Raw genomic sequence first — 23,937 nt, forward strand, 5'->3', positions numbered from 1 at the left:
CACACCCCGACGGAGTCCGGAGTCAAACGGCCTGGCCGAGGCGTTCTTCGGCAGCTTCAAGCGGGATTACGTGTACCAGGCCTGCTTGGAGACATTCGAGACGGTGGGACAGCAGATCCCCGTGTGGATCGACCATTACAACCAGCAGGCGCCGCACAGTGCGCTCGGAATGCAGTCACCGGCCGCGTTCTATGCGGACTGGAGAGTCAAAAACACGAAACGACCTGTCCAAAATGAGGTGGGGCAGTACAGGGGGCGGGTCTTGCAATCACACTGCCTGGGCAACCGGTACCCGTTGAGTGCGCTTCGGTTTCACTTTTCCTGTTGCAATGGCTTGGACGCGCTTCAGCACGTCCGAAGAATAGTAACGGTTCCCACACTGATCGCACACGCCAATGGTGACCCGTTCGAGAATCACAAAACCGGACTTGTGCTTGAACGCTTCACGGTTGACCCGCTTGCTCCTGACAGTTCCATCGCAGTATTCGCACCGGTACCCAAACTTAGTCTTCATCACTGCACCTCTGTCACCTTGTAGACTGTGATGACGAGATACCGACCTGTCTCGGTAAAGCGTCCTACAGTGCCCACGTTCGTCGTGCCATCGGTCCCAGCTCCCTGAACTGTGTGTTTCGTTCCGCGCGGATCGCCTTTTTCCGATTTCACAATCCTACCACCAAGTATTGAAGCCTCGACATCCGTGATATCTAAGCCGTCCTCCGCCATCTCCTCTGACGCATGAACGGTCATGTCATAAGTCCCGTCACGGATTGCTCCTTTGATCCGGCCGAGAGTTCGCCGTGGCAACTGGTTCTTTCCCTCCTTGATGAGGCCTTCCGTTCGTTGAAGCCGGTTACGAAAACATAACAAGTATAACGGAATTGCAGCGAGTACGAAACGACTATTCGACCGGACTCACCGGCAAGGACAAGACCGGCGCGAGTCACGACCCAGGCTTGAAGCCGTCGGTCACGCAGTAGGTGGGGGAGAGCTCGCCGCCGTGCCCTTCGGACTTGTGGGTCCAGCGGCGCAGGATGCCCTGCTTGTCGAAGGTCAGCACGTACTCGTCGCACCAGGTCCCCGGCGCCCCCCATTTATTCTGAGAGCTCGGGTCCTCGTAATAAATTTGGTAGACCCAGATCGGCTCCCCGTCCTTGGTGGCCGCAACCAGCTTGGGGGCTCCCAGCCGCTGGCGGACCTCCTCCCGGGTGGCCCGGTCCTGCGCCGATTCCAGATAGAGCGTCTCCCTGGGGATAAACACCCAACACCCGGTTGCCAGCAGAATCAGACCGACCAACACCGTCCGCATGATTCGCTTCATCCTGACCTCCAGCGATGGAGCAATGTCACTTGCTTGCCGCAGATTACGAGGCGGGCTTAAAGCCGTTGGTCACGCAGGACTCCGGTTGGGTCTCCCCTCCGTGCTTCTGGGACTTGTGGGTCCAGCGGCGCAGGATGCCCTGCCGGTCGAAGGTCAGCACGTATTCGTCGCACCAGGACCCGAAGGCGGACCAACTGCTTTGGCTGCCCGGCTCCAACTGCCGCACCTCATAGACCCAGACGGCCTCCCCCGTCTCGGTCGCCGCCACGAGATGCGGCTGACCGAGTTGCCGTTCGACATCCTCCTGCGTCGCCCGATCCTGCGCGTCTCGCAAGTAGCGGGACTCCTTCGGCACGAACAGGGCGCAGCCGGCGGCCGAGCTAAGCAGAACCAACGAAAACACCAGGAGCGCCGGTTTCACGTGATGCCTCTGAGCCTCGGCAAGCTGCCCCCATTGTACGCCAGATTTTCTTCGAGAAAAACCGGGCCGCCTTGGTTATACTGGCCGGCACCGTTTCCGCCTACGGCATCCTTTAGCCGAAACAGAACGAGGAGCACCCCATGCTCATGTTCGCACGATTCACCGTTCCGGCCAGCCTGTTCATCGCCATCCTGTTCCTCATTATTGTTATTTGGGGGCCGGCGCCGGCCCAGCCCCTGACTTCCGGTGAGCAGTTGGCCGAATCGGTCAAGCAGGCCCAGCGGGCCACGGTCGGCATTCTGGATGTCACCCAGGAAGGCCGCCAGTCCGGCTATCAGGCCGGCCTCCCGCTCCGCGGAACGGGCGTACACCTGCGCGAGGGATACATTCTGACGGCCCGCCATGCGGTGGAGCGGCAGGACGGGTCCAAGCTCGTCGTCCCCGAGACGATCATGGTCCTGACCCAGAGCCTGGACGAGTTGGCAGCCCGGCTCGTCGGCGGAAACGCCTACCTGGACCTCGTCCTGTACAAGTTGGAGAGTCCCAATTCACTGCTCGACCTGACCCTGATCCCGTTCGCGGACCGGGAAGCCAGGCCCGGCCAGGAGGTGTTCACGGTCGGCTATCCCCTGGGCTGGGGCCCCACGGTCTCCTTCGGCCGGATCGGCAACCCCAACACGTTTCTGCAGACGGTGGACACCCGTCTGTTGCAATCGGACGTGCCCGTCTGCAGCGGGAATTCCGGCGGCGGGTTGTTCAACGCAAACGGTGAGCTGGTCGGGATCATGCACGCCATCATCAAGACCGACGAGGCTCAGGGCGGGCACGGCTGCAGCCGGCTGGCCTTTGCAGTCCCCGGCCTCCTCGCCAAGAAGATCGTGGAGACGCTCCTGGAAGGCAAGCAGCCGGCCTTCTCCCGGCTCGGCATCCAGATGAGGGCCGTCAAGGTGGGAACCCGCTGGCGGGTCGCCGTCGGGCAGGCCTTCGAGCCTGCGTCCATGGGCGGGGTGCAGAAGGGGGACCTGCTGCTCGCCATTGACGAGACGGAGATCACCGACGCCGCGCAATTGAAGAACCACCTGATGGAGCGCACGGTGCCGGGGCAGAAAGTGGACCTGCGCGTGCTCCGCGGAGACAAGGAACTGCACCTGACGGTCACGTTGGGCGGCGGCTAACGGCCCAGGCTGGCCGTCTTCAGAGTCTCATCCGCTCCGCCGGGCACGCAATACGCGGGCATCAACTCGCCGCCGTGCAAATGGGTCCGGTAGGTCCACCCGCGCAGGACGGCCTGCTTGTCGAAGGTCAGCACGTATTCGTCGCAGCGCATGCCGGCGGAGGTCCACCGGCTTCCCGGCTCCTCCTCCCTGATCTGATAGACCCACACCGCTTCACCCGCCCGGGTGGCGGCCACCAACGTGGGCTCCCCCAGCTCCTGCTTCACGTCGCTCTGGGTGGCCCGATCCTGCGCGCCGCGCAGGTACAGGCTCTGCTTGGGAACGAACAGCGCACAGCCGATCAGCGCCCCGATCAGGACTCCCGCCGATGCAAACCGGGCCGAGGCTTTCATGGGACACCTCCCGTGTGACGTCTCCCGTTCTCACGGCTTCCCGTCCGCCCCGCCCGGCACACAATAGTCCGGCTGGAACTCGCTGCCGTGAAAATGGGACTTTGCGTCCAACGCCGCAGGATCGCCTTGTCGTCGAACGTGAGCACGTACTCGTCGCACCACATCCCGGGCGACGCCAGGTAGTTGCCCGGCTGCTGATACCGCACCTGATAGACCCAGACCCGCTCCCCGTCCGGCCCCGTTCCGATCATGGCCGGACTCCCGAGCCGCTTCTCGACGTCCTCCTTGGTCGCCTCGTCCTGCGCCGATTCCAGATAGAGCGTCTCCTTGGGAACGAAGACGGTGCATCCCGCTCCCAGCAAGACCAGCCCGACGAGCGCCGTTCTGATGCCCGTCTTCACCCCTGCCGCTTCCATCTGGCGCAGCCGCTGACGGCCCTCAAGCCCCATCATCCGACGGGCAGCGCCGCTCGTGCAACCCCTTCACGCCTGCAGCTCCCTCTTTCCCGGCGTCTGGGTCTCGGCGGGCGCCGAGCCGGCCTGCTCGGCCAGGCGCTGCGCGTGCCACCCCGTTTGCTTGAGATGGATGCCGGGCATGCCCTGCTCGGCGGTAAAGCGGCTCCAATAGGACTCGTCGATCTGCTCCGGTTTCGTCCTGGCGACTCCCCCGAGCATCCGCGTCAGCTCCTCGTCGGTCACCCCCTGCATGAACGCGAAGCCCCGCAGGAACACGCTGTCCAGAAACGCGCGGAAGGGGCCGGCCACGAATCGGTATTCGCCGACGTCGTTCACGCGCTGCCCGTTCACTAGCAGCGACCGCTTGGTTTCCACGATGTTCAACCGCGCATTCTTCTTCAGCACCTGCTGCACGGTCTTGACGAAGTCCCGGCAAGGGTTGACGACTTGCTGGCTGCTCGGCGGGTACAGCTTGAGGTTCCGCACCGCCGTCTGGAAGCTCCGGACGACATCGGGCACATAGGCGAGGCTGACGGGGTCCAGCGGGGTGTCCGTGCTCGTCACGGCTTCGGTATGATAGGCGCTCGCCTCCTTCGCGTTGAACAGCGGCGCGCTCTCGGCGGCTACGACGCGCTGGTAGGCCGCCGCCTTGTCGCTGTTGGCCGATCGCGTGAAATGGTAGGCCAGCGGCGCGGCCGAGGGCAGGAACCCCTGTTGGAACAAGGCCTCCTGATATTCGCCGACCCGATCGTGCAAGGCGCGCCGGCGGGCCTCGCCGATGTCGTTGTAGGCGACGTCCAGCACCTGCTTGCCGACGAACCGGACAGTTTCGTCGTTCACCTGGTACTCGGCGCTGAGCAATCCCAAGGTCTCCGCCTGCTCCACCAGCTCCAAGACCTTCGCTTCCTCGGCCTCCGCGCCGCCCGTCAGCACGCTCAGGGACACGTGTTCGCCGAAGACGGACGTATGCTCGAGCAGCGCACGCTGGTCGTTGCCCAGCGTGCCGATCTGCTGCCGCACGATCTCGTCGAGCGATTTCGGCAGCTTGTCCTCGTCCAGCGATTCGATCACCCACCGTCGGTCCACGGGCTTGATCGTATGGTCCATGACCAGCTTGCGGAGCAGTTGCGCGAGGAAGAGCGGGCTCCCCTGCGTGACGCGCGCCAAGGTTCCGGCCGCATCCGGCGGCGCGGCAAGCTGAGGGAACAGCGTCCGAAGATACGCCACGATCCCGTCGGCCGTCAGCCGCGCCAGCGGCACCTTGGCGAGCTTGAGTTCGGCGCCGTGAGCCTCCACGAACGTCTCCAACGGCGCCTTCGTCCCCTCCGCCGGAGACTTCATCGGCACGGCTGCCGCGCCGCAGAGCAGCACCGGCACTTCCTCCTGCGTCAGCAGACGCCGGAGTAACGCCAGCGACGCCTCGTCCGCGTTGTGCAGGTCGTCAATGAGCAGGACCAGCGGCCGGTAGTCCAGCAACAAAAAGAGGAATCGAAGCGCGGCGCGGAAAATGCCTTCGCGGCGGGACGCCTCGTCCGGCGCCAACCGCAGCTCCGGCTGCCCCTGCAACGGCGGCAGCAGCGCCCCCAGATAGGCAATTTCCTCCTTCGTCAGGCTGCCGAACGCCGCTTGGCCCTTGTCGTCCCGCTGCCCCAACAGCGCGACCAGGATCGTCGTCGCGAGCGCGTACGGCCGATAGTTGTCTTGCAGGGGCCCGGCGGCCCGGACCAGATAGGTGTCCAAGCCTTGGAGCTGGCGGCGGACCGCCTGCAGAAAGGCGGTCTTTCCCATCCCCACGCCGCCCTCGACCAGAACGAACTGGCTCTGCCCCTGATCGAACCGCTGGATGACGCTCTGCACCGCCGCCAGCGCCGCCTCGCGGTCGCAGAGGGCGCCGCCGCCGAGCTGCTGCAGGACCGCCTTGGGAGACGGCGCGGCCTGTTGAGCGTCCGTCGCACGCGCGACGCGGTTGCGTCCGGACCGTTTCGCCTGGTAGAGGGCCGTGTCCGCCTGGTGGATCAACGTCCGGCCGGTCCGGGCATCGGTCGGCGCGGTCGCCGCCCCGATGCTCACGGTCAGCCGCAATTCGGCGCCCCCGTCGAGGCGCAACGGTTCGGCCTGCATCCGCGCCAGCAACCGCTCTCCGAGGGCCACCGCCTCATCGTTCCGTCCGTTCGGCAGCAGGATCATGAACTCGTCGCCGGCGTACCGGATCGGGGTCCACTGCTCCCCCGCCACGGCCTTGAGCTGTTGCGCCACGTGGACCAAAGCCCGATCGCCCGCGTCATGGCCGTGGGTGTCGTTGATCTTCTTGAAGAAATCCACGTCCAGCATCAGCAACGACACGGGGGTGGCGTCGAGTTCCTCCCACCTGATCCTATGCTCGAAGCAGGCGAGGAGAAAACGCCGGTTCGGAAGGCCCGTCAGCTCATCCTCATAGATGAGCCGCGCGGGATCCTTCCCCAGTTGTTGGATGGATGTGACGAGGTCGTCGTACCGCATAGAGGTCCCGTCGAGCGACGCGCTGGCCGCGAGCGTCGTGCGGGCTGGTCTTGGGAACCGCGCGTCCAGGATAGCCCGACTGGGCCGGGGACGAAAGGAAATTCAGGCACGCTGCCGGCCGGCGCCCGTCACTCGACCAGGTCCAGCTTGATCTGCAGCTCTTTCAACTGATCCGGACTGACCGTTGACGGCGCCTCGGTCAGGGGGCACTGGGCCTTCTGGGTCTTGGGGAAGGCGATCACGTCCCGGATGGAGTCGGCCCCGCCGAGCAGCATGATGAGCCGGTCCAGGCCGAAGGCGATGCCTCCGTGCGGCGGAGCCCCGTACTCCAGCGCCTCCAGCAGGAACCCGAACTTGGCCGCCGCCTCCTCCTTGCCGATCCCGAGCAGGTCGAAGACCTTGCTCTGCACGTCGCGACGGTGAACCCGGATGCTGCCCCCGCCCAGCTCGTTCCCGTTCAGCACCAGGTCATATGCCTGGGCGCGGACTTTGAGCGGGTCCGAGTCCAGCAGCGGCAGGTCCTCGTTCAAGGGCGCGGTGAAGGGGTGGTGGATCGCCACGTAGCGCTTGAGCTCCTCGTCCTGTTCCAGCAGCGGGAAATCCAGCACCCAGAGCGGCCGCCAGGCCGTCCGGTCGATCAGGTTCAGCTCCTCGGCCAGGAACAGCCGCAGGCGCCCCAGCACGTCGTGCACGATCTTGGGCCTGTCCGCGACGAAGAGGAGCAGGTCCCCGGCCTCGGCCTCCGGCACCGCCGCCAGGAGAGCCTTTGCGTCCAGGAACTTGGCGATGACGGACTCGAGCTGACCCTCGCCCGCGATCTTGACCCAGGCCAGCCCCTTGGCGCCGAACCCCTTGGCGGTCTCCCCCAGCGCATCGATCCGGCTCCGGGGGGTGGCCGCGCCGCCCTTCACGACCAGGGCCTTGACGATGCCGCCCTTCGCGACCGTGTCCCGGAAGACCTTGAACTCGGTCTTGGCGGCGAACCCCTGCACGTCGTGGAGCGGCATCCCGAACCGGAGGTCGGGCTTGTCGGACCCGTACCGGCCCACGGCCTCCTCATAGGCCATCCGCTCGAATGGAGCCGGCAGCTCGATGCCCGCCGTCTCGCGGAAGACCAGGCTGACCATCTGCTCCATCAGCCCCACGACCTGCTCCCGGTCCACGAACGACATTTCGAGGTCAATTTGCGTGAACTCCGGCTGGCGGTCGTTGCGGAGATCCTCGTCGCGGAAGCAGCGGGCGATCTGATAGTAGCGGTCCACGCCGCTGACCATGAGAATCTGCTTGAAGAGCTGCGGCGACTGGGGCAGCGCGTAGAAGGCGCCGGGGTTCACGCGGCTCGGCACGAGATAGTCCCGCGCCCCCTCCGGCGTGCTCTTGGTCAGCACGGGCGTCTCGATCTCCAGGAACCCGTTCCGGTTCAGGAACGAGCGGACGGTCTGGGCCACGTCGTGCCGGAGCTTGAGCAGCCGCTGCATCCGCGGGCGGCGCAGGTCCAGGAAGCGGTACTTGAGCCGCAGCGCCTCCGTGACGTCGGCCTCGTCCTCGATCAGGAAGGGCGGCGTCTTGGCCTCGTTCAGAATCTCCACTTCCTTGACCAGCACCTCGATCTCGCCGGTCGCCAGGTTGGGGTTGGCGGAGCCCTCCGGGCGCAGCGTCACGGTGCCGGTCACGGCAGCGACGAACTCGCTGCGGAGGGAATGGGCCGCCTGGTGCGCCGCCGCGCTGATTTCTGGGTTGAACACGATCTGGGTGAGCCCGTACCGGTCCCGCAGGTCAATGAAGATCACGTTGCCGTGGTCGCGCCGGCGCTGGACCCAGCCGGTCAGGGTGACCGTGCTCCCGACGTGGGCCTTGCCGAGCCCGCCGCAATGGTGGGTGCGGAGCCTCACGCGGACGCCTCCCGGCGCGGGCGAGGGGTGCGGGGGACGGGACTAGAGGCAAGATCTCCGCCTCGTGCCTCGCACCACGCGCCTCGTGCCACTCGCGCTCGCACGAGCGCCCGCAAGGCGTTCGCCTCCCTGTCCGTCAGGTAGCGAAACTCCCCGACCGGCAGGTCGCCCAGGGCCAGGGGGCCGAACTTGACCCGCGTGAGCTTGAGCACCGGGTGGCCGACGGATTCCAGCATCCGCTTCACCTGGTGTTTGCGCCCCTCGTGGATCGTGACCTCGAGCCAGGAATTCTGCTCCGCCTTCCGCACCTTCTTCACGACGGCCGGCCCGGTCCGCCCGTCCTCCAGGTCCACCCCCCGCTCCAACTGCGCGATCTTCTCGTCGGCCAGCACGCCCTTCACCTTGATCAGGTAGGTCTTGGGCACGTGGTAACGGGGATGGAGCAGCGCCTGGGCCAGCTCGCCGTTGTTGGTCAGGAGCATCAGCCCCTCGCTGTCGTAGTCCAGGCGGCCGACGGGGAAGACCCTCAGCTTCACCCCGTGGAGCAGGTCGGCGACCGTCGGCCGGCCGGCCGGATCGCCGAGGGAGGAGACGACCCCCTTGGGCTTGTTGAGCATCAGAAAGGCCTCCGGCGGAACCGGCTTGAGGTGCCGCCCGTCCACCTTGATGTGGTCGTGCGCCGGATCGATCTTGGTGCCCAGCTCGCGGACCGTCCGGCCGTTCACCGTCACCCGCCCCTGCAGGATCATCTCTTCCGCCTTGCGGCGCGAGGCGAGCCCCGAGTCCGCGATGGCCTTCTGCAGTCGCACGAGATGATCGTGATGGGTGATGGGTGATGGGTGATGCGTCCCAAATTCTGAGGTCTCTCGGTTCGTTCTGCTACCCATCACTCATCACCCTTCACTCGTCACGCTATTCCCATTCAATGGTCGACGGCGGCTTGGAGCTCAGGTCGTAGACGACCCGGTTCACGCCCCGCACCTCGTTGATGATCCGGTTGGAGATCGCGCCGAGCAGCTCGACGGGAAGCCTGGCCCAATCGGCCGTCATCCCGTCCAGGCTCGTCACGGCCCGGACCGCGATCACGTTGTCGTAGGTCCGCTGGTCCCCCATGACGCCGACCGTGCGCACGGGCAGCAGGACCGCGAAGGCCTGCCACAGCTCCCGGTAGAGGCCGGCGCGGCGGATCTCCTGGTCCACGATCGCCTCGGCCTGGCGCAGGATTCTCAGCCGCTCCTGCGTCACCGGGCCGAGCACGCGGATGGCCAGCCCCGGGCCGGGAAACGGCTGCCGCCAGATCAGGTTGTCGGGCAGGCCCAACTCCTTCCCGAGCACCCGCACCTCGTCCTTGAACAGCTCGCGGAGCGGCTCGATCAGGCGCAGCTTCATCCGCGTCGGGAGCCCCCCGACGTTGTGGTGGGTCTTGATCGTGGCCGACGGGCCCTTGAAGCTCACGCTCTCGATCACGTCCGGATAGAGGGTCCCCTGGACCAGATAGTCCACCGTCCCCAGCCGCTTGGCTTCGGCCTCGAAGTTCCTGATGAAGAGGCGGCCGATGGTCTTGCGCTTCCGCTCCGGGTCGGTCACGGACTTCAAGGCCGTGAGGAACTGCCCCGCGCAGTCCAGAAACCGGAGGTTCAGCTTCATGGTCGTCGCGAAGGTTTTCCTGACCTGCTCCGCCTCGCCCTGCCGGAGGAGTCCGTTGTCCACGAAGACGCAGGTCAATTGCTTGCCGAGGGCCCGGTGGGCCAGGACGGCCGCGACAGAGGAGTCCACCCCGCCGCTCAGCGCGCAGATGGCCTTCCGATCCTTGACCTCATCGCGGATCTGGCCGACCGCCGTCTCCACGTAGGAGCTCATCGTCCAGGTGGGCTTGCAGCCGCAGATGTCGTACACGAAGTTCCGGAGGATCTTGACGCCGTTCTTGGTGTGCGCCACCTCGGGATGGAACTGGAGGCAGTAGATCCGATGGTGGCCCCCGACCGACTTCATGGCCGCCACCGGCGAGTTGGCCGTGTGGGCGATGGACCGGAACCCCTTGGGCATCCGCTCGATCCGGTCGCCGTGGGACATCCAGACCGGAGTGGACGGTCCGCCCGCCACGCCCTTGAAGAGATCCGACGCGTCGTCGATCAGCAGCTCGGCGCGCCCGTACTCCCGGTGCGGCGCCCTGGCCACCTCCCCGTCCAGCAGGTGCGTCACGAGTTGCATGCCGTAGCAGATGCCCAGGATCGGCAGGCCCGCGTCGAACAGCTGCTTGGGCACCAGCGGCGCCTTCCGGTCGTACACGCTGGCGGGCCCGCCCGAGAGCACGATGCCCTTGGGCCGGTAGGCCAGGACCGTGGCGAGCGGCGTCGTGCAGGGGAGGATCTGGGAGTAGACCTGCGCTTCGCGGATGCGGCGGGCGATGAGCTGGGTGTACTGGGAGCCGAAGTCGAGGATCAGGATTCTATCGTGCCAGAGTTCCATCGAAGCGTGAATCGTTAAACGTGAAACGTTAAACGAGGAAATCGTTGGAAAGGTTGCAGTTCTTACGTCTCACGATTCACGTTTCACGTCTAACGTCTTATTCGCCCCAGTCCGTGCGGTAGTTCGGCGCCTCTTTGGTGATGATGACGTCGTGGACGTGTCCTTCGCGCAGACCGGCCAACGTCTGCCGGATGAACCGGGCCTTTTCCTGCAGCTCCGGGATCGTGCGGCAGCCGCAGTAGCCCATGCCGGATTTGACCCCGCCCACGAGCTGGTAGACGACGCCGGACAGGGTGCCCTTGTAAGGCACGCGGCCCTCGATCCCTTCTGGCACCAACTTGGCGGCGGGACGGCCGGCCTGGAAGTACCGATCCTTCCCTCCCCGCTCCATCGCCCCGATCGAGCCCATCCCCCGGTAGACCTTGTAGGTCCGCCCCTGGAAGAGCACGGTTTCGCCGGGCGACTCCTCGGTGCCGGCCAGGATGCCGCCGATCATGACCGCCGACGCCCCGGCCGCCAGCGCCTTGGTGACGTCGCCGGAATACTTGACGCCGCCGTCCGCGATGATCGGCACGCCGGAGCCTTTCAGCGCCGCCGCGCAATCCGCGACCGCCGTCAACTGCGGCATGCCAGCGCCGGACACGATCCGCGTGGTGCAGATGGAGCCGGGCCCGACCCCGACCTTGACCGCGTCCGCCCCGGCCTTGAGCAGATCCTTGGCCGCCTCCGCGGTCGCGATGTTCCCGGCCACGACGTCCAGCGAGGGGTACTTCTGCTTCAGGACCTTGACCGTCTCCAGCACGCTCTCCGAATGGCCGTGCGCCGTGTCCACGACGACCAGGTCCACGCCGGCTCTCACGAGCAGCGCCGCCCGCTGGTCGGCGTCCGCGCCGACTCCGACCGCGGCCCCGACCCGCAGACGCCCGTGCGCGTCCTTGCAGGCGTGGGGATACTTGATGCGCTTCTCGATGTCTTTGATCGTGATCAACCCCTTCAACTCGCCCTTCCTGTTCACCACGGGGAGCTTCTCGATCCGGTACTCGTGGAGGATCTCGCGCGCCTTCTCCAGGCTCGTGCCCTCCGGCGCCGTGACCAGCTTCTCCTTCGTCATGACCTGCGAGACCTTGAGGTCCATTCGGGACTCGAACCGCAGGTCGCGGTTCGTGAGGATGCCGACGAGCTTTCCGTTCCTGGTGACCGGAATGCCGGAGATGCGGTACCGGGACATGATCTCGTGGGCGTCGCGGATCGTCTGGTCCGGCGCGATCGTGATCGGATCGATGATCATCCCGCTCTCGGACTTCTTCACCTTGTCCACTTCCGTCGACTGGTCTTCCGGCGAGAGCACCCGATGGATGATGCCGATCCCGCCCTCGCGCGCCAGCGCGATCGCCAGCCTGGCCTCGGTCACCGTGTCCATCGCGGCGCTGACGATCGGGATGTTGATCGTGATGGTGCGGGATACGAACGTTTTCGTGTCCACCGCGCTGGGAACGATCTTCGACTTGCCCGGGACGAGGACGACGTCGTCGTAGGTCAGGCCGACTCGCACGTCTTTCTCTAACATGGGACTCCCGTTGCGGTTCGGAATTCAGACATGGCCCGCACAGACCGTGGCAGGATGGCGCACGCTACCACACTCGACCAGGAGGATCAAGAAACCGTCGGACGTGGCCGCCGGGTGGAACGGACCCGCGCCGGGCGCTTCCTACTGGGTCCGGCCCTCGGAGGTCTTGTCGGTGAGGGCCGCGGCGGCTTCCGTCTCTTCCTGCAGACGCTCGCTGCCCTCCTCGGCCGGCATGAACTGCTGGACGCGGGTGTTCCCGCTGTCCACGACGAACACGCCGCCCCGCGCATCCACCGCAATCCCGTAGGGGAAGTTGAACTGCCCGTCCGCGTTGCCGAACCCGCCCCACTGGGTGATGAAGTTCCCCTCGCGGTCGAACTTCTGGACGCGCTGGTTGCCGGTGTCCGTCACGTAGACGTCCCCGTGGCCGTCCACCGCGATGCCCCAGGGGGAGCGGAAATAGCCCGCCTCCTGGGCCTGCGGGCTGCTCGCGTGGCCGGGCCCCAGGCTCGCGCCGATCTTCCCGATCAACTGGGGCAGCACGTTGGTGCTGGTGTCGAACTTCTGGATCCGGTGGTTGCCCATGTCCACGACGTAGACCGCGCCGTCGGCCTGATCCACCGCGATGCCGCGCGCGAAGTAGAACTGGCCGTCGTTGGTCCCGAAGCTGCCCCACTGCATGACGAACTCGCCGGTCATGTCGAACTTCTGCACCCGGAAGTTCGCGCTGTCCACCACGTAGATGAAGCCGCGCACCCGATCCACCGCGATGCCCCAGGGGGAGCTGAACTGCCCCTCGCCGTTGCCCCGGGATCCGAACTTCATCATGTAGTGACCGAGCTTCCCGTCGAACTTCTGGACCCGGTGGTTGTTCGTGTCCACGGCCCAGACGTCTCCGCGCGCGTCGGTGGCGATGCCGGTCGGATTGTGGAAATTCCCGTTGGCCGAGCCGAAGTTGCCCCAAAGGATGATGAAGTTCCCGTTGCCGTCGAATTTCTGGATACGGTTGTTGCCGTTGTCCACGACGAAGAGGCTGCCCTGCTGGTCGATGGCGAGCCCGTACAGCGGCGCCATGAACTCGCCTCCGTGCAACAGCGACGCGCCGCGGCCCGGCCGCCCCCACTTGGAGACGCAGAGGTAGCCGGAGGTGTTGACCAGGATGGACGTGCTGGCGGGGACCGAGACGTTGTTCCCCGCGTCCTTGAACCAGACGTAGGCGGTCTTGGTCCCGTCCCCCGGCGAGAGCGTGAACGGGACGGTAGCTCCGAACTTCTGCGCCGGCTCAATCTCCACCCAGCCGGGCATGGTGGCCGAGGGCGCCATCGGGCTCTCGGACACGTAGTAGGCGGCGACGCCCGTGTCCACGTCGTTGGCCGAGAGGGTGAGGACCACGTCGGGCGAATTCGTCATGAACGCCCCGTGGTTGATCACGATGCTCGGGTTCTGGGGCGCGGTCATGTCGATCAGGACCGGCGTGACCGTCACCTCCTCGGACAGGGGGCTTTCCTGCCCCTCCCCATAGACGGCGCAGAGCGCGTAATAGTAGGGCACGTCGTTGGTCAGGCCGGTGTGGGTAAAGGGGGTCGTGACGCCCTCGATCTTCGTCCCCGTCTCCTTGGTCACGTCGGGAGCGGTGTGGAAGTAGAGGTTGTAGGAGACGGCGCCCGGCACGTCCAGCCAGCTCAGGATCGCCTCCGTGTCGCCGGGCTTGCCGACGAAGCTGCGCGGCGCCGCGAGATCGGCCGACTCCTGGGGCTTGGCGGACTTGGCGTGGCGTTGGATCTCCTCCTCGGTCGGCGCGTACTTGAGGACGCGGTTGTTGCCGCTGTCCACGACGTAGACGTTGCCCTCCTTGTCCACGGCGACGCCGGCCGGAAAGTTCAGCTGCCCCTCGGTGACGCCCCGGTTCCCCCAGGAGCAGACGAAGGTCCCGTTCCCGTCGAACTTTTGGATCCGATGGTTGCCCTGGTCCGCCACGTACACGTTGCCGAGCGCGTCGCAGGCCACGCCCCAGGGGGACTTGAACTGCCCCGGGCCGCTCCCCTCCTTTCCCCACTTGGTCAGGAAGCTGCCGCGCGAGTCGAACTTCTGGATGCGGTGATTGCCCTCGTCCGCGACGTAGATGTTCCCGACGAAATCCACGGCGATGCCGCGCGGGAAGAAGAAGGCGCCGTCAAAGCTGCCGTCGCGGCCCCACTTCATGAGCGGGGTGCCGTCGGCCTGGAACTTCTGGATGCGGGCGTTGCTCGTGTCCGCCACGTAGAGGCCGCCGTCCTTGTCGGTCGCGACGCCCCAGGGCACGTCGAACTTCCCCATGCCGGCCCCGCGCCAGGCGAAGCCGAACTTTCCCCAGGCCTGCATGCAGTTGCCTTCGCCGTCGAACTTCTGGACCCGGTTGTTGCCGCTGTCGGCGACGTAGACGTCCCCTTCCGGGCTCGTGGCCAGGCCGCGCGGATAATAGAACTGGCCCTCCTGGTCGCCGGCCTCGCCGCCCCACCGGGCCAGAAACTTCCCCTCTTTGTCGAACTTCTGGACCGAGTGGTTGTCCGTGTCGGCGACGAAGAGGCTCCCGTCCTTGTCAAGGGCGATGCCCGTGGGCGAGCTGAACCCCCCGTCGTCCACTCCGGGCTTGCCGATCACCATCGCCACCAGATAGGGCGATGGAATCGCCATGACCTCCTGCGACTCCGGGCTCTCGCCCTGCGGGGTGACGACCGTGACGACGTAGTGGTAGCAGGTGCCGTTCGCCAGGTCGTCGTGGACATAGGGGGAGGTCACTCCTTCGAGGAGATTGCCCTTCTCCTTCTTGACTCCGATGACGGGATTGAAGTCCGCGGCGCTGGCGATCGGGCGGGTCAGCTCGGAAAACTTGATCTGGACGCCCTTGGTGGTGAGGTAATAAAGGTTGTAGTACATGGCGTCCGGCACCGGGTCCCAGGTGATCGTGACCCGGCCGTTGCCCGGCTTGGCGACGACGTTGGCCGGCGGCGGGGGAAGCTGCTCCTCCTCGGCCAAGTCCCCCGCGCCCCACTCATCCGGATTGCCTTGCGCCCTGAGTCTCCGCCCCTCAAACAGCTCTTCCAGTCCGCGTCCGTCGAGCCACCAGTCCCGCATCCTGTTCCTCATGGTATGGCGCCTTCCCTATTCATCCTGGGGTGAAAAGAAATATCCGGCGTGTTTCAATCACTTAGAGCGACTCACTCTAGCAAACGCCGGACGAGCAAGTCAATCCTCCGACGACCCGCGCTTCCAAGCTGGGCTTGCCCAGGATTGACCCGGCACGGCTGTTGAGCCGATCTCCCCGAATCCGCTAAGATCGCCCCCCATGTCCAGGCCCAGCCTCTACCTGTCCCGCCTGCTCCCGTCCCCCGTCATGGAGGTGATCCGGGAGCGGTTCTCCCTCGTCCTGGAGCCGGACGTCCTGCCACCCGACCGCGCCACGCTCATCCCAGGCCTGCAAGCGGCCCAGGCCGTCATCTGCACGTTGACGGAGCGGATCGACGCCGAAGCGCTCCGGGGGGCGCCGATTCTCAAGGTCATCGCGAACTACGCGGTCGGCTACAACAACATCGACGTGGCCGCCGCCAAGGATCGCGGGATCGTCGTCACCAACACGCCAGACGTGCTCACCGAAGCGACGGCGGATCTGACCTGGGCGCTCCTCCTGGCCCTGGCCCGCCGGATCCCCGAGGGCCACCAGCTCGTGCAGGGCGGGCAATGGGCCGGCTGGGAGCCGACTCAACTGCTGGGTGCGGAGGTCCAGGGCAAGACGCTCGGGATTGTCGGCCTGGGACGCATCGGACAGGCGGTGGCGAAACGCGCATCCGGCTTTGACATGCCCGTGCTCTATTGCACCAGAACCGACCGGTCAACCCTGCCGCCTCAACGCTTCTGGCAGAGAGTCTCGCTTCAAGAGGCGCTGACCCGCTCGGATTTCGTCAGCCTGCACGTCCCGCTGGCGGAGGCGACCCGTCATCTCATCGGCGCCGCCGAGCTGCGCCTCATGAAACCGACCGCCTACCTCGTCAACACCTCGCGCGGGCCGGTCGTAGACGAGGCGGCTCTCGTCGAGGCGCTACGGGCCGGCCGGCTCGCTGGGGCCGGGTTGGACGTGTACGAAGAAGAGCCGCGGCTCCATCCCGGCCTGTTCGGGCTGCCGCAGGTCGTGACCCTCCCCCATCTGGGCTCGGCGACCCTGACGGCGAGGGTCCGCATGGGCCTGATGTGCGTGGACAACGTGCTGGCCGTGCTGGAGGGGCGTCCGGCGCCGAACCGCGTCGTCTAAGAAACCGTGACAGGTGATGCGTGACGCGCAAAGAGACCGACGCGGAGACGCGGTGAGGGGTGCCGCGGATCGCCGTGTCGCCGCGTCCCCGTGTCGCGTACACCCATCACTCTACGCGGTCAGTTTCAGATCCTTGGCGATCTCAGTGATCAAATCGACGCCGATCCGTTCCTGCTTCCGCAGGTAGGCTTCGAGGAGGGCATTGTCGCAGAGGATGTTGATCAGACGCGGGGTCCCCTTGGTCGCCCGGCAGATCGCCGGGAAGGTCTCCGGCTGGAACAGGGGCCGGCGGCAGCCGGCAATGCCCAAGCGATAGGTGATGTAGGCCTCGGTGCCGGTCGCGTCGAGATCGGTCAACTGGTAGCGCACCGCAACCCGCTGCTGCAGCGGCCGGTCCAGGGCCAAGACCTCGTCCAGCTCCGGCAGGCCGAAGAGCACGAAGGTCACGACCTTGCGTCCGTCAACTTCGATGTTCAACAAGCCGCGAAAATCCTCCATGACCTCCTGGTTCCGCAGCATCTGAGCCTCGTCGATCAACACGATCGCCTTCTTGCCCTTCTCAAAGATCTCCTGCAGCCGCTGCGCCAACTGCGTCAGCAGCTCGGTCTTGGTCTCACCCGGGATGGGGATGCCCAGTTGCAGCGCGATCTTCCGCAGCAGCCATTCCGACGTCACCGCCTTGTGGATCACGATCAGCAAGGCCGCTTCGTAGACCGCTCCGTCCAGCTCGTCCAGCAATCGGGTCGCCAGCGTCGTCTTCCCCGTGCCGATGTCCCCCACCACGACGGCGAGCCCGCGCATGTTCTCCGCCGCATACTTCAGGCGGATCAGCGCTTCGGCGTGCTGCTGCGAGCCGTAGAAAAACCGGCTGTCGATCGTGATCGCAAAGGGACTCTCGCGCAGACCGAAAAACTCAAGCAGGCTCATGGTGTGGACGGCTCACGCGGGGGGATCAGATGTACGAGATGCGGCGCTTCTTTCGCGCCTTCTCTTGGCGTGTCTTCGGGGAGTCGCCCTTGGCCTCGCCCACCACGGACGCGACGGGCGTGCCGGCCTGGTGGTCCGCCTCCTGATCCGGACCGTCGGATCCCCCGAGCCGCTGAAGTCGCTCGCCGGCATCCCGGAACGAAGAAATCGCGGCAAACATGTCGCGGGCCTGGGCCCGCCATCCGTGAGCCTCGTACAGGAGGCCCAGCTCGTAACGAATGGACGCGGCCGCCTCGCCCTGGCAGCGTGGCCCGGCCAACGCCTGCTCCAGGCAGGCGATCGCCTCTTCCTGCTGCCCCTGCTCGGACAGGCAAGCGGCGAGCATCCGGCACGCCTCGCCCGACTGCTCCTCGACGCAGGCCAGGCGGAACTCCTCGACCGCTTCGCTCAGCATCCCCATGTTCTTGTATGCCAGCCCGAGCCGATACCGAACGGCCGGCTCCACTTCGCCCGACCGCCCCCATCCCGGCGGTTCCGGCGCGGCTCCGCTTTCGATCTCCAGGCCCGCGAGTCCACCCCGAGCGACCGCCTCCGGCTCAGCCTGCTCTTCCGGCGTCTCAGCGGGCTGAGCCAACCGCAACGCCGATGCCGGCCGCGAGACGGGGCGGGCCGGTGGGGTTGAGGCGACGGTGTCCTCGCCGACCCGCTCCGGTTCTTGATCCCGGGCCGGGCTTGCCTCGGACCGAGCGAACTTGAGGGACGCAGGGGGCGGCCCCGCCGCTTGCCCCGCCTCCGGTTCTTCTCTCCGGACCGGGGCTCCGAAAAGAGCGGCGTGCTTGGCGACCGAGGGACTGTCCGGTGCCAGCTCGACAATCTTTTCGTAGAGCTCGGCCGGCAGGCTGGGAAGCTCGGGGTCCGGATGCTCCAGCACCACCTCCAGGGCCCATTCGTACTGGCGGGCCGCCGTCTGCGGATCCCCTTTTTGCTCGTAGACCCGGCCGAACAGCTGTCGGACGATGACGCAGTTCGGATCCGCCTCGAGGTACTCTTGCAGAATGGATTCGGCCAGCAGACAGTCCTGTGCCCGGAGCGCCGCCTCTGCGAGGAACTGGGATTCGGCCCTCGCGCTGGCCAGGGCCCCCTGCTTCAGGTGCATGGAGGCCAGCAACCGGCACACTTCCGGGTCCCCCGGCTCCCGGTTCAGCAGATCCGCGAGGACCGATTCCGCCTCGTCGTACCGGCCCTCGGTTGCGTGCCTGATCGCTTCTTGAATCGCCTCCTGTCGATCCAGCTCCCTGGCCTTGTGGCCGGTGGCGCCCCGGCTTGGGGAAAAAGGTCCGCCCATTCCCGCCATCTGGAGCGTCGCTCCTCTCGGCTCCGGCTGGGCGGTGCCGCCCGGCTCGCTCGTCGCAGCCGGCTCCGGACTCGGGGGGGGCTCCTGCGGAGCGACGCCTCCGAGATGCTGCCGGGCTTCCTGGTTCGACGGATCGAGCTGCGCGATCTTGCGGTAGACTTCCTGGGCCTCTCCAGACCGGCCGGCTTTCTGGTGCCAACGGGCCAGCATGAGATAATCGGAAACCGCGTTCGCGATCACCCCCCGCTCGGCATTGAGGTCGCCGAGACGCTGGTAGACGTCGCCCCGGTTGGGGTCCACCTTGAGAGCTTTCTTGTAAAGGGCGATGGCCTTGAGGGCCGCCTGGGCCGTCCGGAACGCGGCAGCGCCCTGGAGATAGGCTTCGATCGCGTCGGCGGGAGCGTTCCGCTTCAAATGCAGGTCGCCGATGGTGTTGTAGATCGCGCCGTCCTCGGACGAGCCGACCACCAGCTTTTTCCACTCGGCGATGGCCTTGTCGTACTGACCGCGCGCGGCGAACTGCTGGGCCGTTTCGATGACGAGGTTTCGATCGACGCCCACGACGCGCTCCCGGGCAAGATGAGCCAAAAGCTAACAGGTCATCGGAGCCCTGTCAAGAAAACGCCGACCCACCAAAAAAAACGGGGCGCCGTCGTCGGACGGCGCCCCGTCGGCATTCCCGCAGAGGCGGGACGAGCCGGTTACGCGAGCTTCAGTACGTTCGCGGCCTGCGGCCCCTTGGCCCCCTGCACGATATCGAATTCCACGCTCTCGCCTTCCTTCAGCGTCTTGAACCCGTCCCCCTGAAGAGCGGAATAGTGCACGAACACGTCCTCCCCGCTCTCGAGCCGGATGAAGCCAAACCCTTTCCTGTCGTTGAACCATTTCACTGTGCCCTTGCTCCTCACGCGCTCCTCCTTTCCTGACAGCTACCCGGGCCTTGGTGACAGCCCGAGCGGCCCGACCATGGTTAAGACGACCGGATCACCAAGCCGGACCCGAAAAAAATACCGCAGAAGGAGACCCCCCTGCGGTCATCAAACGGGTCAATGAGTGCATCGCAATCCTACGCAAAACGCGGCAGCATTTAGCATAGGCCCCTACCTTTGTCAAGGATATCTTTCGCCTCCCGACCGCAATGCCGCGCGGAAAGCCAGCGGACGAGCGGCCCGACACCTAGCCGCATAACTGTTTACACTTCAAGGAGAATTCATTAAGATGGCCCATCAGCCGATTCGACCGAGGCCCGCTTGCGCCACATCCTGGATCGTTACATCTTTACCGAGCTCCTCCCGCCGTTCGGGATCAGCCTTGCGGCCCTCTGCTTCGTGATGCTCACTAAGGAATTGCTTCGGCTGGTCGAGCTGCTGGTCTCCAAGGGGGTGGGATTCTTCGCCGTTCTCAAGGTCTTCATGCACCTCATGCCCTCTTTTCTGGTCCTGACCCTGCCGATCGCCGGCATCATCGCTTCGATCACGGCCTTCAGCCGCCTGTCCTACGACAAGGAATTGGTCGCGATGCGGGCCGCCGGCCTGAGCCTGCTCCGGCTGTCCAGGCCGGTCATGCTCTTCTCCTGCCTGGTCTTCGGGCTCACGCTGGTCCTTTCGCAGTGGGGCCAGCCCTGGACGAGCATCTCGCTGAAGAAGCTCGCGTTGAGCCTCCTGCGAGACCAGCTCACGCTGGCCCTGGACAGGGGGGTCTTCAACGAGCCAGTCCCCCGGATGATCGTGTACGTGTCGGATCGGCAGGGCGACGAGCCCTCCCGGGGCATCTTCATCGCCGACGAACGCAACCCCGCCGAGGCCCGGATCATCGTGGCGCGCGACTACGCGATGCTCAGCGACGTGGGGAGCAGCCAGGTGGGAATCCGCCTGTTCGACGGCGCGATTCACAGCCAGCCGCACGAGCTGGACCAGTACCATCAGGTCTCCTTCTCCACCTACGACCTCAAGGTCAGCCTGGACCAGAGCCTCTACGCCTCGGTGGACGAGCGGCCCACGCTGGAGGCGATTCGGGCCAAGCTGGAAGAGACGAACTGGCGGGACACCGGAGCGCTGCGCCGCCTGATGGAGCACTACAAGGACCTGGCGTTTCCCGCGGCCTCGCTGATCTTCTGCATGCTGGGGGTGCCCGTCGGCATCGTCTCCAAACGCTCGGGGCGGGTCGGGGGATTCGCCGTCGGCGTCATGGTCGTCATCGTCTATTACGTGCTGAACGTCCTGTGCGAGTTTTTCGTCACCACGCTGCTCCTTCCGCCCTTCGCCGGCGCCTGGCTGCCCAACGGCCTCTTCCTCGTCATGGGGATCGCGCTCTTCTACCGGGTGAGCCGCCGATGACGATCCTGTTCCGCTACATGGCGCGCGAGTACCTCAAGGTCTTCACGATGTGCCTGGCCGGGCTCATGACCGTGTACCTGGTCGTGGATTTCTTCGAGAAGGTGCGCAAGTTCGTCAAGTACGACGCCGATCTGTCGGCCATCCTCGGCTATTTCGTGCTGCGGATTCCCCACATCCTGTTCCAGATCGCCCCGCTCGCCGTGTTGATGGCCACGTTGCTGACCCTCGGCATGCTGTCGCGGAACCACGAAGTCACCGCCATGCGGAGCTGCGGGATTAGCCTGTACCGGATCGCCGCCCCCTTCCTGTGCGTCGCCCTGGCCGTGTCGCTGGTCCTGCTGGGCGTCAGCGCGGAGGTCATGCCGCTGGCGACGACCCAGGCCGAGTACGTGAAGGCCGCGCTGATCGAGAAAAAGCCCTCGCTGGCCTCCTTCAAGGCCGATCGTCCCTGGCTCCAGCTCGGCGACCAGACCCTGCTGAAGGTCGAGATGGTGGAGCCGGACGGCCGGACCCTGCGGGGCATCAGGCTCTACCGGCTGGGGCCGGACTTCCAGTTGACCGAGATCACGGAGGCCAAGCGGATCCGGCACACCGAGCAGGGCTGGGTCCTGGAATCGGGCGCCCACCGACGCCTGCTCCCCGACGGGCGGCTGGCGGTGGACCTGTTCGATCGGCTGCCGGTGAACATGTCCCAGACGCCCGAGGATTTCAACGCCTGGGCTTCGCTCGAATCGGAAGAAATGACGCTCCAAGCCCTGCGGGGGTACATCGATCGGCTGCAGCGGGACGGGTACGGCTTCGCCCGCTCCCTCACCGACTATTACGGGCGCGTCGCGTTCCCCTTCGTCTGCGTCGTCATGGCCGTGGTCGGCATCGCCTTGAGCCTGAGGCGGACCGGCGTGCGCGGGGGCGGCATGGCCGTCGGCATCGGGCAGGCCCTGGTGATCGGGTTCCTGTACTGGACGACCCATTCGATCGCGATCGCGCTGGGCCGGAGCGGGGTCCTGGTGCCCCTGCTGGCCGGCTGGATCGCCAACCTCCTGTTCCTCTCGTTCGGCTTCTCGATGTTCCTCAAGGTCCGGCAGTGACCGTCCGCGGCGAGAGGCGGTCCGAGTTGACTGCATGCCGGGTTCCAGGTTAAAAAGAGGGTCATCGGTGAAAGCCTGTATCACCCGCCGCAACGGAACTCACGAGTGAAGACACGAGTCGTCATCACCGGCCTCGGGATGGTTTCTCCCATCGGCATCGGGGTCGGCCCGTTTTGGAAGGCCGCCCTGGAGGGCCGGTCGGGCATCTCCACGATCCGTCCCCTCGCCGGGTTCCCCCTCGAGGCCTACCGCTCCCGCGTCGCCGGACAGGTCCTGGACTTCGACCCCGCCCAGTTGCCCGAATCGTACAAGGCCGAGCGCGTGGACCGGTACGCCCAATTCGCCCTGGCGGCGACCCGGGAGGCCCTGGCGGACTCCGGCATGCAGATGGACCGGGAAGATCCGCATCGGGTGGGCGTGATCGTCGGCGCCGGGATGGGCGGCATGGTCATGGGCGAACGGGAGATCACCCAACTCTACGTGGGCCAGCGGCCGAACCGGGTTCACCCGAATTTCATCCCCACGATCACCCTCAACTCCGCCTCGGGGATCGTGGCGCTGGCTCACGGAGCCAAGGGGCCGAACCTGACGATCTCCACCGCCTGCTCCTCGAGCGCCCACGCCATCGGCCAGGCCCTTACCTCCATCCGCTCCGGACAGGCCGACGTGGTGATCGTGGCCGGCGCCGACTCCAGCATCACGCCGCTGGTCTTCGCCGGCTTCTGCTCGCTCCGGGTCCTCTCCACCGGCTACAACGATCAGCCCACTCGGGCCTCCCGCCCCTTCGACCGGGGCCGGGACGGCTTCGTCATGGGGGAAGGGGCCGCCGCCTTGATCCTGGAAAGTCTGGCCCACGCGCGGAAGCGCCGGGCGCGCATCTACGCGGAAGTGGCCGGCTACGCCGCAACCAGCGAGGCGTACCACATGGTCATCCCCAAGGAGGACGGGCTGGAAGTGGCCACCACGATCACGCTCGCGCTCAAGGACGCGGAGGTGCCGCCGGCGCAGGTGGACTACATCAACGCCCACGCCACCGCGACGCCGATCGGCGATGCGGTGGAGGTCCGAGCCATCCGCCGCCTGTTCAAGTCCCGGGCGGACCGGATCCTGGTCAACGCCACGAAGTCGTTGATCGGCCATACGCTGGGAGCCGCCGGGGCAACCGGAGCCGTCGTCTGCTCCCTGGCGCTGGAGACCGGCCTGGTCCACCCCTCCGCCAACTACGAGGATCCGGACCCGGCCTGCGCACTCGGGGGGATTTCGACGAAAGCTCAGGAGCGGCCGCTGAAGGTTGCGCTGCTGAATGCGTTCGGATTCGGAAGCAACAACGCGGCGGTCGTGCTGAAGAAATTTCGCTGATGTCCCGCCGATAACAACCTCAACCACTAACGTCAACCGGTCGCTCCTTCCGGTCAGAGGACTCTGAATGGCTACCGACATCGCCGCGCGGATTCAACAGGCCTTGGCCGAGTACCTCAAGCGTGACGTCCACACGATCGATCCCCGCGATTCCCTGCGCGACGACCTGGGCCTGGACTCGATGGCCACGATCGAGCTCCTCTTTCGAATCGAGGAGGCGTTCGATCTGCAGATTCCCGACGAGGATCTCCAGCACCTCCGCACCGTCGCCGACGTGATCCACTACGTGGAGGGCCGGCTGAACCAGCCGCAGCCGGACGAGCAAGCCCGGCCGGCGAAGAAGGCGGCCGGCTCCCCGAAACCCAAACGCCCCGCGGCCAAGAAGAAGGGGTGAGGC

The 23,937-nt window shown here is 66.1% G+C and carries 21 protein-coding genes and 1 pseudogene; 7 read left to right on the forward strand and 15 right to left on the reverse strand.

The features are described from left to right. Positions 1-181, forward strand: a pseudogene (locus AB1411_15285) (integrase core domain-containing protein). Between the two features lie 87 nt (positions 182-268). On the opposite strand, the gene AB1411_15290 reads toward AB1411_15285, so the two are convergent. From AB1411_15290 to AB1411_15305, 4 genes are all read right to left on the reverse strand, one after another. Continuing rightward, the gene (locus tag AB1411_15290; protein MEW6544959.1) at positions 269-514 is read right to left on the reverse strand and encodes a YgiT-type zinc finger protein; all 246 of its coding nucleotides are present in this window, start codon (positions 512-514) and stop codon (positions 269-271) included. Next, positions 514-750, reverse strand: a complete 237-nt coding sequence (locus AB1411_15295) for a DUF4258 domain-containing protein (GenBank protein MEW6544960.1) — start codon at positions 748-750, stop codon at positions 514-516. The genes AB1411_15290 and AB1411_15295 overlap by 1 nt, the downstream gene beginning before the upstream one ends. Before the next feature lie 193 nt (positions 751-943). Then, positions 944-1,321 carry a hypothetical protein gene (locus tag AB1411_15300; protein ID MEW6544961.1) on the reverse strand — a complete coding sequence of 126 codons (378 nt, stop codon included), beginning with the start codon at positions 1,319-1,321 and terminating at the stop codon, positions 944-946. Positions 1,322-1,364: 43 nt separating this feature from the next. Further along, complete coding sequence (locus AB1411_15305; protein MEW6544962.1) at positions 1,365-1,742, reverse strand: hypothetical protein; 378 nt, start codon at positions 1,740-1,742, stop codon at positions 1,365-1,367. A 140-nt stretch (positions 1,743-1,882) separates the two neighbouring features. Between AB1411_15305 and AB1411_15310 the strand changes: the two genes are divergently transcribed. Beyond that, a complete protein-coding gene (locus tag AB1411_15310; GenBank protein ID MEW6544963.1) occupies positions 1,883-2,917 on the forward strand; it encodes a S1C family serine protease in 1,035 nt (344 codons plus the stop codon). Here AB1411_15310 and AB1411_15315 read toward each other — a convergent pair. The 8 genes from AB1411_15315 to AB1411_15350 all read right to left on the reverse strand — a co-directional run bounded on the left by AB1411_15315 (position 2,914) and on the right by AB1411_15350 (position 15,317). Further along, positions 2,914-3,309, reverse strand: coding sequence for a hypothetical protein (locus AB1411_15315; GenBank protein ID MEW6544964.1), 396 nt, complete (start codon positions 3,307-3,309; stop codon positions 2,914-2,916). The genes AB1411_15310 and AB1411_15315 overlap by 4 nt on opposite strands. Beyond that, a complete protein-coding gene (locus AB1411_15320; protein ID MEW6544965.1) occupies positions 3,306-3,761 on the reverse strand; it encodes a hypothetical protein in 456 nt (151 codons plus the stop codon). Before AB1411_15320 ends, AB1411_15315 begins: the two co-directional genes overlap by 4 nt. Before the next feature lie 30 nt (positions 3,762-3,791). After that, positions 3,792-6,263, reverse strand: a complete 2,472-nt coding sequence (locus AB1411_15325; GenBank protein ID MEW6544966.1) for a diguanylate cyclase — start codon at positions 6,261-6,263, stop codon at positions 3,792-3,794. A 128-nt stretch (positions 6,264-6,391) separates the two neighbouring features. After that, on the reverse strand, positions 6,392-8,155 hold the full coding sequence (aspS, locus tag AB1411_15330; protein ID MEW6544967.1) for an aspartate--tRNA ligase: 1,764 nt from the start codon (positions 8,153-8,155) through the stop codon (positions 6,392-6,394). Next, complete coding sequence (locus AB1411_15335) at positions 8,152-8,964, reverse strand: pseudouridine synthase (GenBank protein ID MEW6544968.1); 813 nt, start codon at positions 8,962-8,964, stop codon at positions 8,152-8,154. The genes aspS and AB1411_15335 overlap by 4 nt, the downstream gene beginning before the upstream one ends. 103 nt (positions 8,965-9,067) lie before the next feature. After that, a complete protein-coding gene (guaA, locus tag AB1411_15340) occupies positions 9,068-10,624 on the reverse strand; it encodes a glutamine-hydrolyzing GMP synthase (GenBank protein MEW6544969.1) in 1,557 nt (518 codons plus the stop codon). A 97-nt stretch (positions 10,625-10,721) separates the two neighbouring features. Further along, positions 10,722-12,191: an IMP dehydrogenase gene (guaB, locus tag AB1411_15345; GenBank protein ID MEW6544970.1), complete on the reverse strand. Its 1,470-nt coding sequence runs from the start codon at positions 12,189-12,191 to the stop codon at positions 10,722-10,724. Positions 12,192-12,332: 141 nt separating this feature from the next. Further along, complete coding sequence (locus AB1411_15350) at positions 12,333-15,317, reverse strand: 6-bladed beta-propeller (GenBank protein ID MEW6544971.1); 2,985 nt, start codon at positions 15,315-15,317, stop codon at positions 12,333-12,335. Positions 15,318-15,516: 199 nt separating this feature from the next. Between AB1411_15350 and AB1411_15355 the strand changes: the two genes are divergently transcribed. Then, a complete protein-coding gene (locus tag AB1411_15355; protein ID MEW6544972.1) occupies positions 15,517-16,476 on the forward strand; it encodes a D-glycerate dehydrogenase in 960 nt (319 codons plus the stop codon). Between the two features lie 111 nt (positions 16,477-16,587). Here the strand turns inward: AB1411_15355 and AB1411_15360 are convergent, their stop codons facing one another. The 3 genes from AB1411_15360 to AB1411_15370 all read right to left on the reverse strand — a co-directional run bounded on the left by AB1411_15360 (position 16,588) and on the right by AB1411_15370 (position 19,665). Continuing rightward, complete coding sequence (locus tag AB1411_15360) at positions 16,588-17,403, reverse strand: AAA family ATPase (GenBank protein ID MEW6544973.1); 816 nt, start codon at positions 17,401-17,403, stop codon at positions 16,588-16,590. 25 nt (positions 17,404-17,428) lie between these two features. Continuing rightward, on the reverse strand, positions 17,429-19,318 hold the full coding sequence (locus tag AB1411_15365; protein MEW6544974.1) for a tetratricopeptide repeat protein: 1,890 nt from the start codon (positions 19,316-19,318) through the stop codon (positions 17,429-17,431). 140 nt (positions 19,319-19,458) lie between these two features. Further along, on the reverse strand, positions 19,459-19,665 hold the full coding sequence (locus AB1411_15370) for a cold shock domain-containing protein (GenBank protein MEW6544975.1): 207 nt from the start codon (positions 19,663-19,665) through the stop codon (positions 19,459-19,461). 342 nt (positions 19,666-20,007) lie between these two features. Between AB1411_15370 and AB1411_15375 the strand changes: the two genes are divergently transcribed. The 4 genes from AB1411_15375 (at position 20,008) to AB1411_15390 (ending at position 23,934) form a co-directional block, all read left to right on the forward strand. After that, positions 20,008-21,093 carry an LptF/LptG family permease gene (locus tag AB1411_15375; protein ID MEW6544976.1) on the forward strand — a complete coding sequence of 362 codons (1,086 nt, stop codon included), beginning with the start codon at positions 20,008-20,010 and terminating at the stop codon, positions 21,091-21,093. After that, positions 21,090-22,181, forward strand: a complete 1,092-nt coding sequence (gene lptG, locus AB1411_15380) for an LPS export ABC transporter permease LptG (protein ID MEW6544977.1) — start codon at positions 21,090-21,092, stop codon at positions 22,179-22,181. Before AB1411_15375 ends, lptG begins: the two co-directional genes overlap by 4 nt. A gap of 105 nt (positions 22,182-22,286) precedes the next feature. Continuing rightward, on the forward strand, positions 22,287-23,540 hold the full coding sequence (fabF, locus tag AB1411_15385) for a beta-ketoacyl-ACP synthase II (protein MEW6544978.1): 1,254 nt from the start codon (positions 22,287-22,289) through the stop codon (positions 23,538-23,540). Between the two features lie 67 nt (positions 23,541-23,607). Beyond that, positions 23,608-23,934, forward strand: a complete 327-nt coding sequence (locus AB1411_15390; protein MEW6544979.1) for an acyl carrier protein — start codon at positions 23,608-23,610, stop codon at positions 23,932-23,934. The last annotated feature ends 3 nt before the right edge of the window (positions 23,935-23,937 follow it).

This window comes from Nitrospirota bacterium (assembly GCA_040757595.1).
In the GTDB taxonomy this organism is placed as follows: domain Bacteria; phylum Nitrospirota; class Nitrospiria; order Nitrospirales; family Nitrospiraceae; genus JBFLWP01.

Bases quoted from the DNA above. Each gene is read 5' to 3' on its own strand.
- AB1411_15355 (MEW6544972.1), top strand. From the start codon at position 15,517: ATGTCCAGGCCCAGCCTCTACCTGTCCCGCCTGCTCCCGTCCCCCGTC.
- guaB (MEW6544970.1), bottom strand. From the start codon at position 12,191: ATGTTAGAGAAAGACGTGCGAGTCGGCCTGACCTACGACGACGTCGTC.
- AB1411_15295 (MEW6544960.1), bottom strand. From the start codon at position 750: ATGACCGTTCATGCGTCAGAGGAGATGGCGGAGGACGGCTTAGATATC.
- AB1411_15360 (MEW6544973.1), bottom strand. From the start codon at position 17,403: ATGAGCCTGCTTGAGTTTTTCGGTCTGCGCGAGAGTCCCTTTGCGATC.
- AB1411_15310 (MEW6544963.1), top strand. From the start codon at position 1,883: ATGCTCATGTTCGCACGATTCACCGTTCCGGCCAGCCTGTTCATCGCC.
- AB1411_15290 (MEW6544959.1), bottom strand. From the start codon at position 514: ATGAAGACTAAGTTTGGGTACCGGTGCGAATACTGCGATGGAACTGTC.
- lptG (MEW6544977.1), top strand. From the start codon at position 21,090: ATGACGATCCTGTTCCGCTACATGGCGCGCGAGTACCTCAAGGTCTTC.
- AB1411_15350 (MEW6544971.1), bottom strand. From the start codon at position 15,317: ATGAGGAACAGGATGCGGGACTGGTGGCTCGACGGACGCGGACTGGAA.
- AB1411_15320 (MEW6544965.1), bottom strand. From the start codon at position 3,761: ATGATGGGGCTTGAGGGCCGTCAGCGGCTGCGCCAGATGGAAGCGGCA.
- guaA (MEW6544969.1), bottom strand. From the start codon at position 10,624: ATGGAACTCTGGCACGATAGAATCCTGATCCTCGACTTCGGCTCCCAG.
- AB1411_15390 (MEW6544979.1), top strand. From the start codon at position 23,608: ATGGCTACCGACATCGCCGCGCGGATTCAACAGGCCTTGGCCGAGTAC.
- AB1411_15300 (MEW6544961.1), bottom strand. From the start codon at position 1,321: ATGAAGCGAATCATGCGGACGGTGTTGGTCGGTCTGATTCTGCTGGCA.
- AB1411_15315 (MEW6544964.1), bottom strand. From the start codon at position 3,309: ATGAAAGCCTCGGCCCGGTTTGCATCGGCGGGAGTCCTGATCGGGGCG.
- AB1411_15325 (MEW6544966.1), bottom strand. From the start codon at position 6,263: ATGCGGTACGACGACCTCGTCACATCCATCCAACAACTGGGGAAGGAT.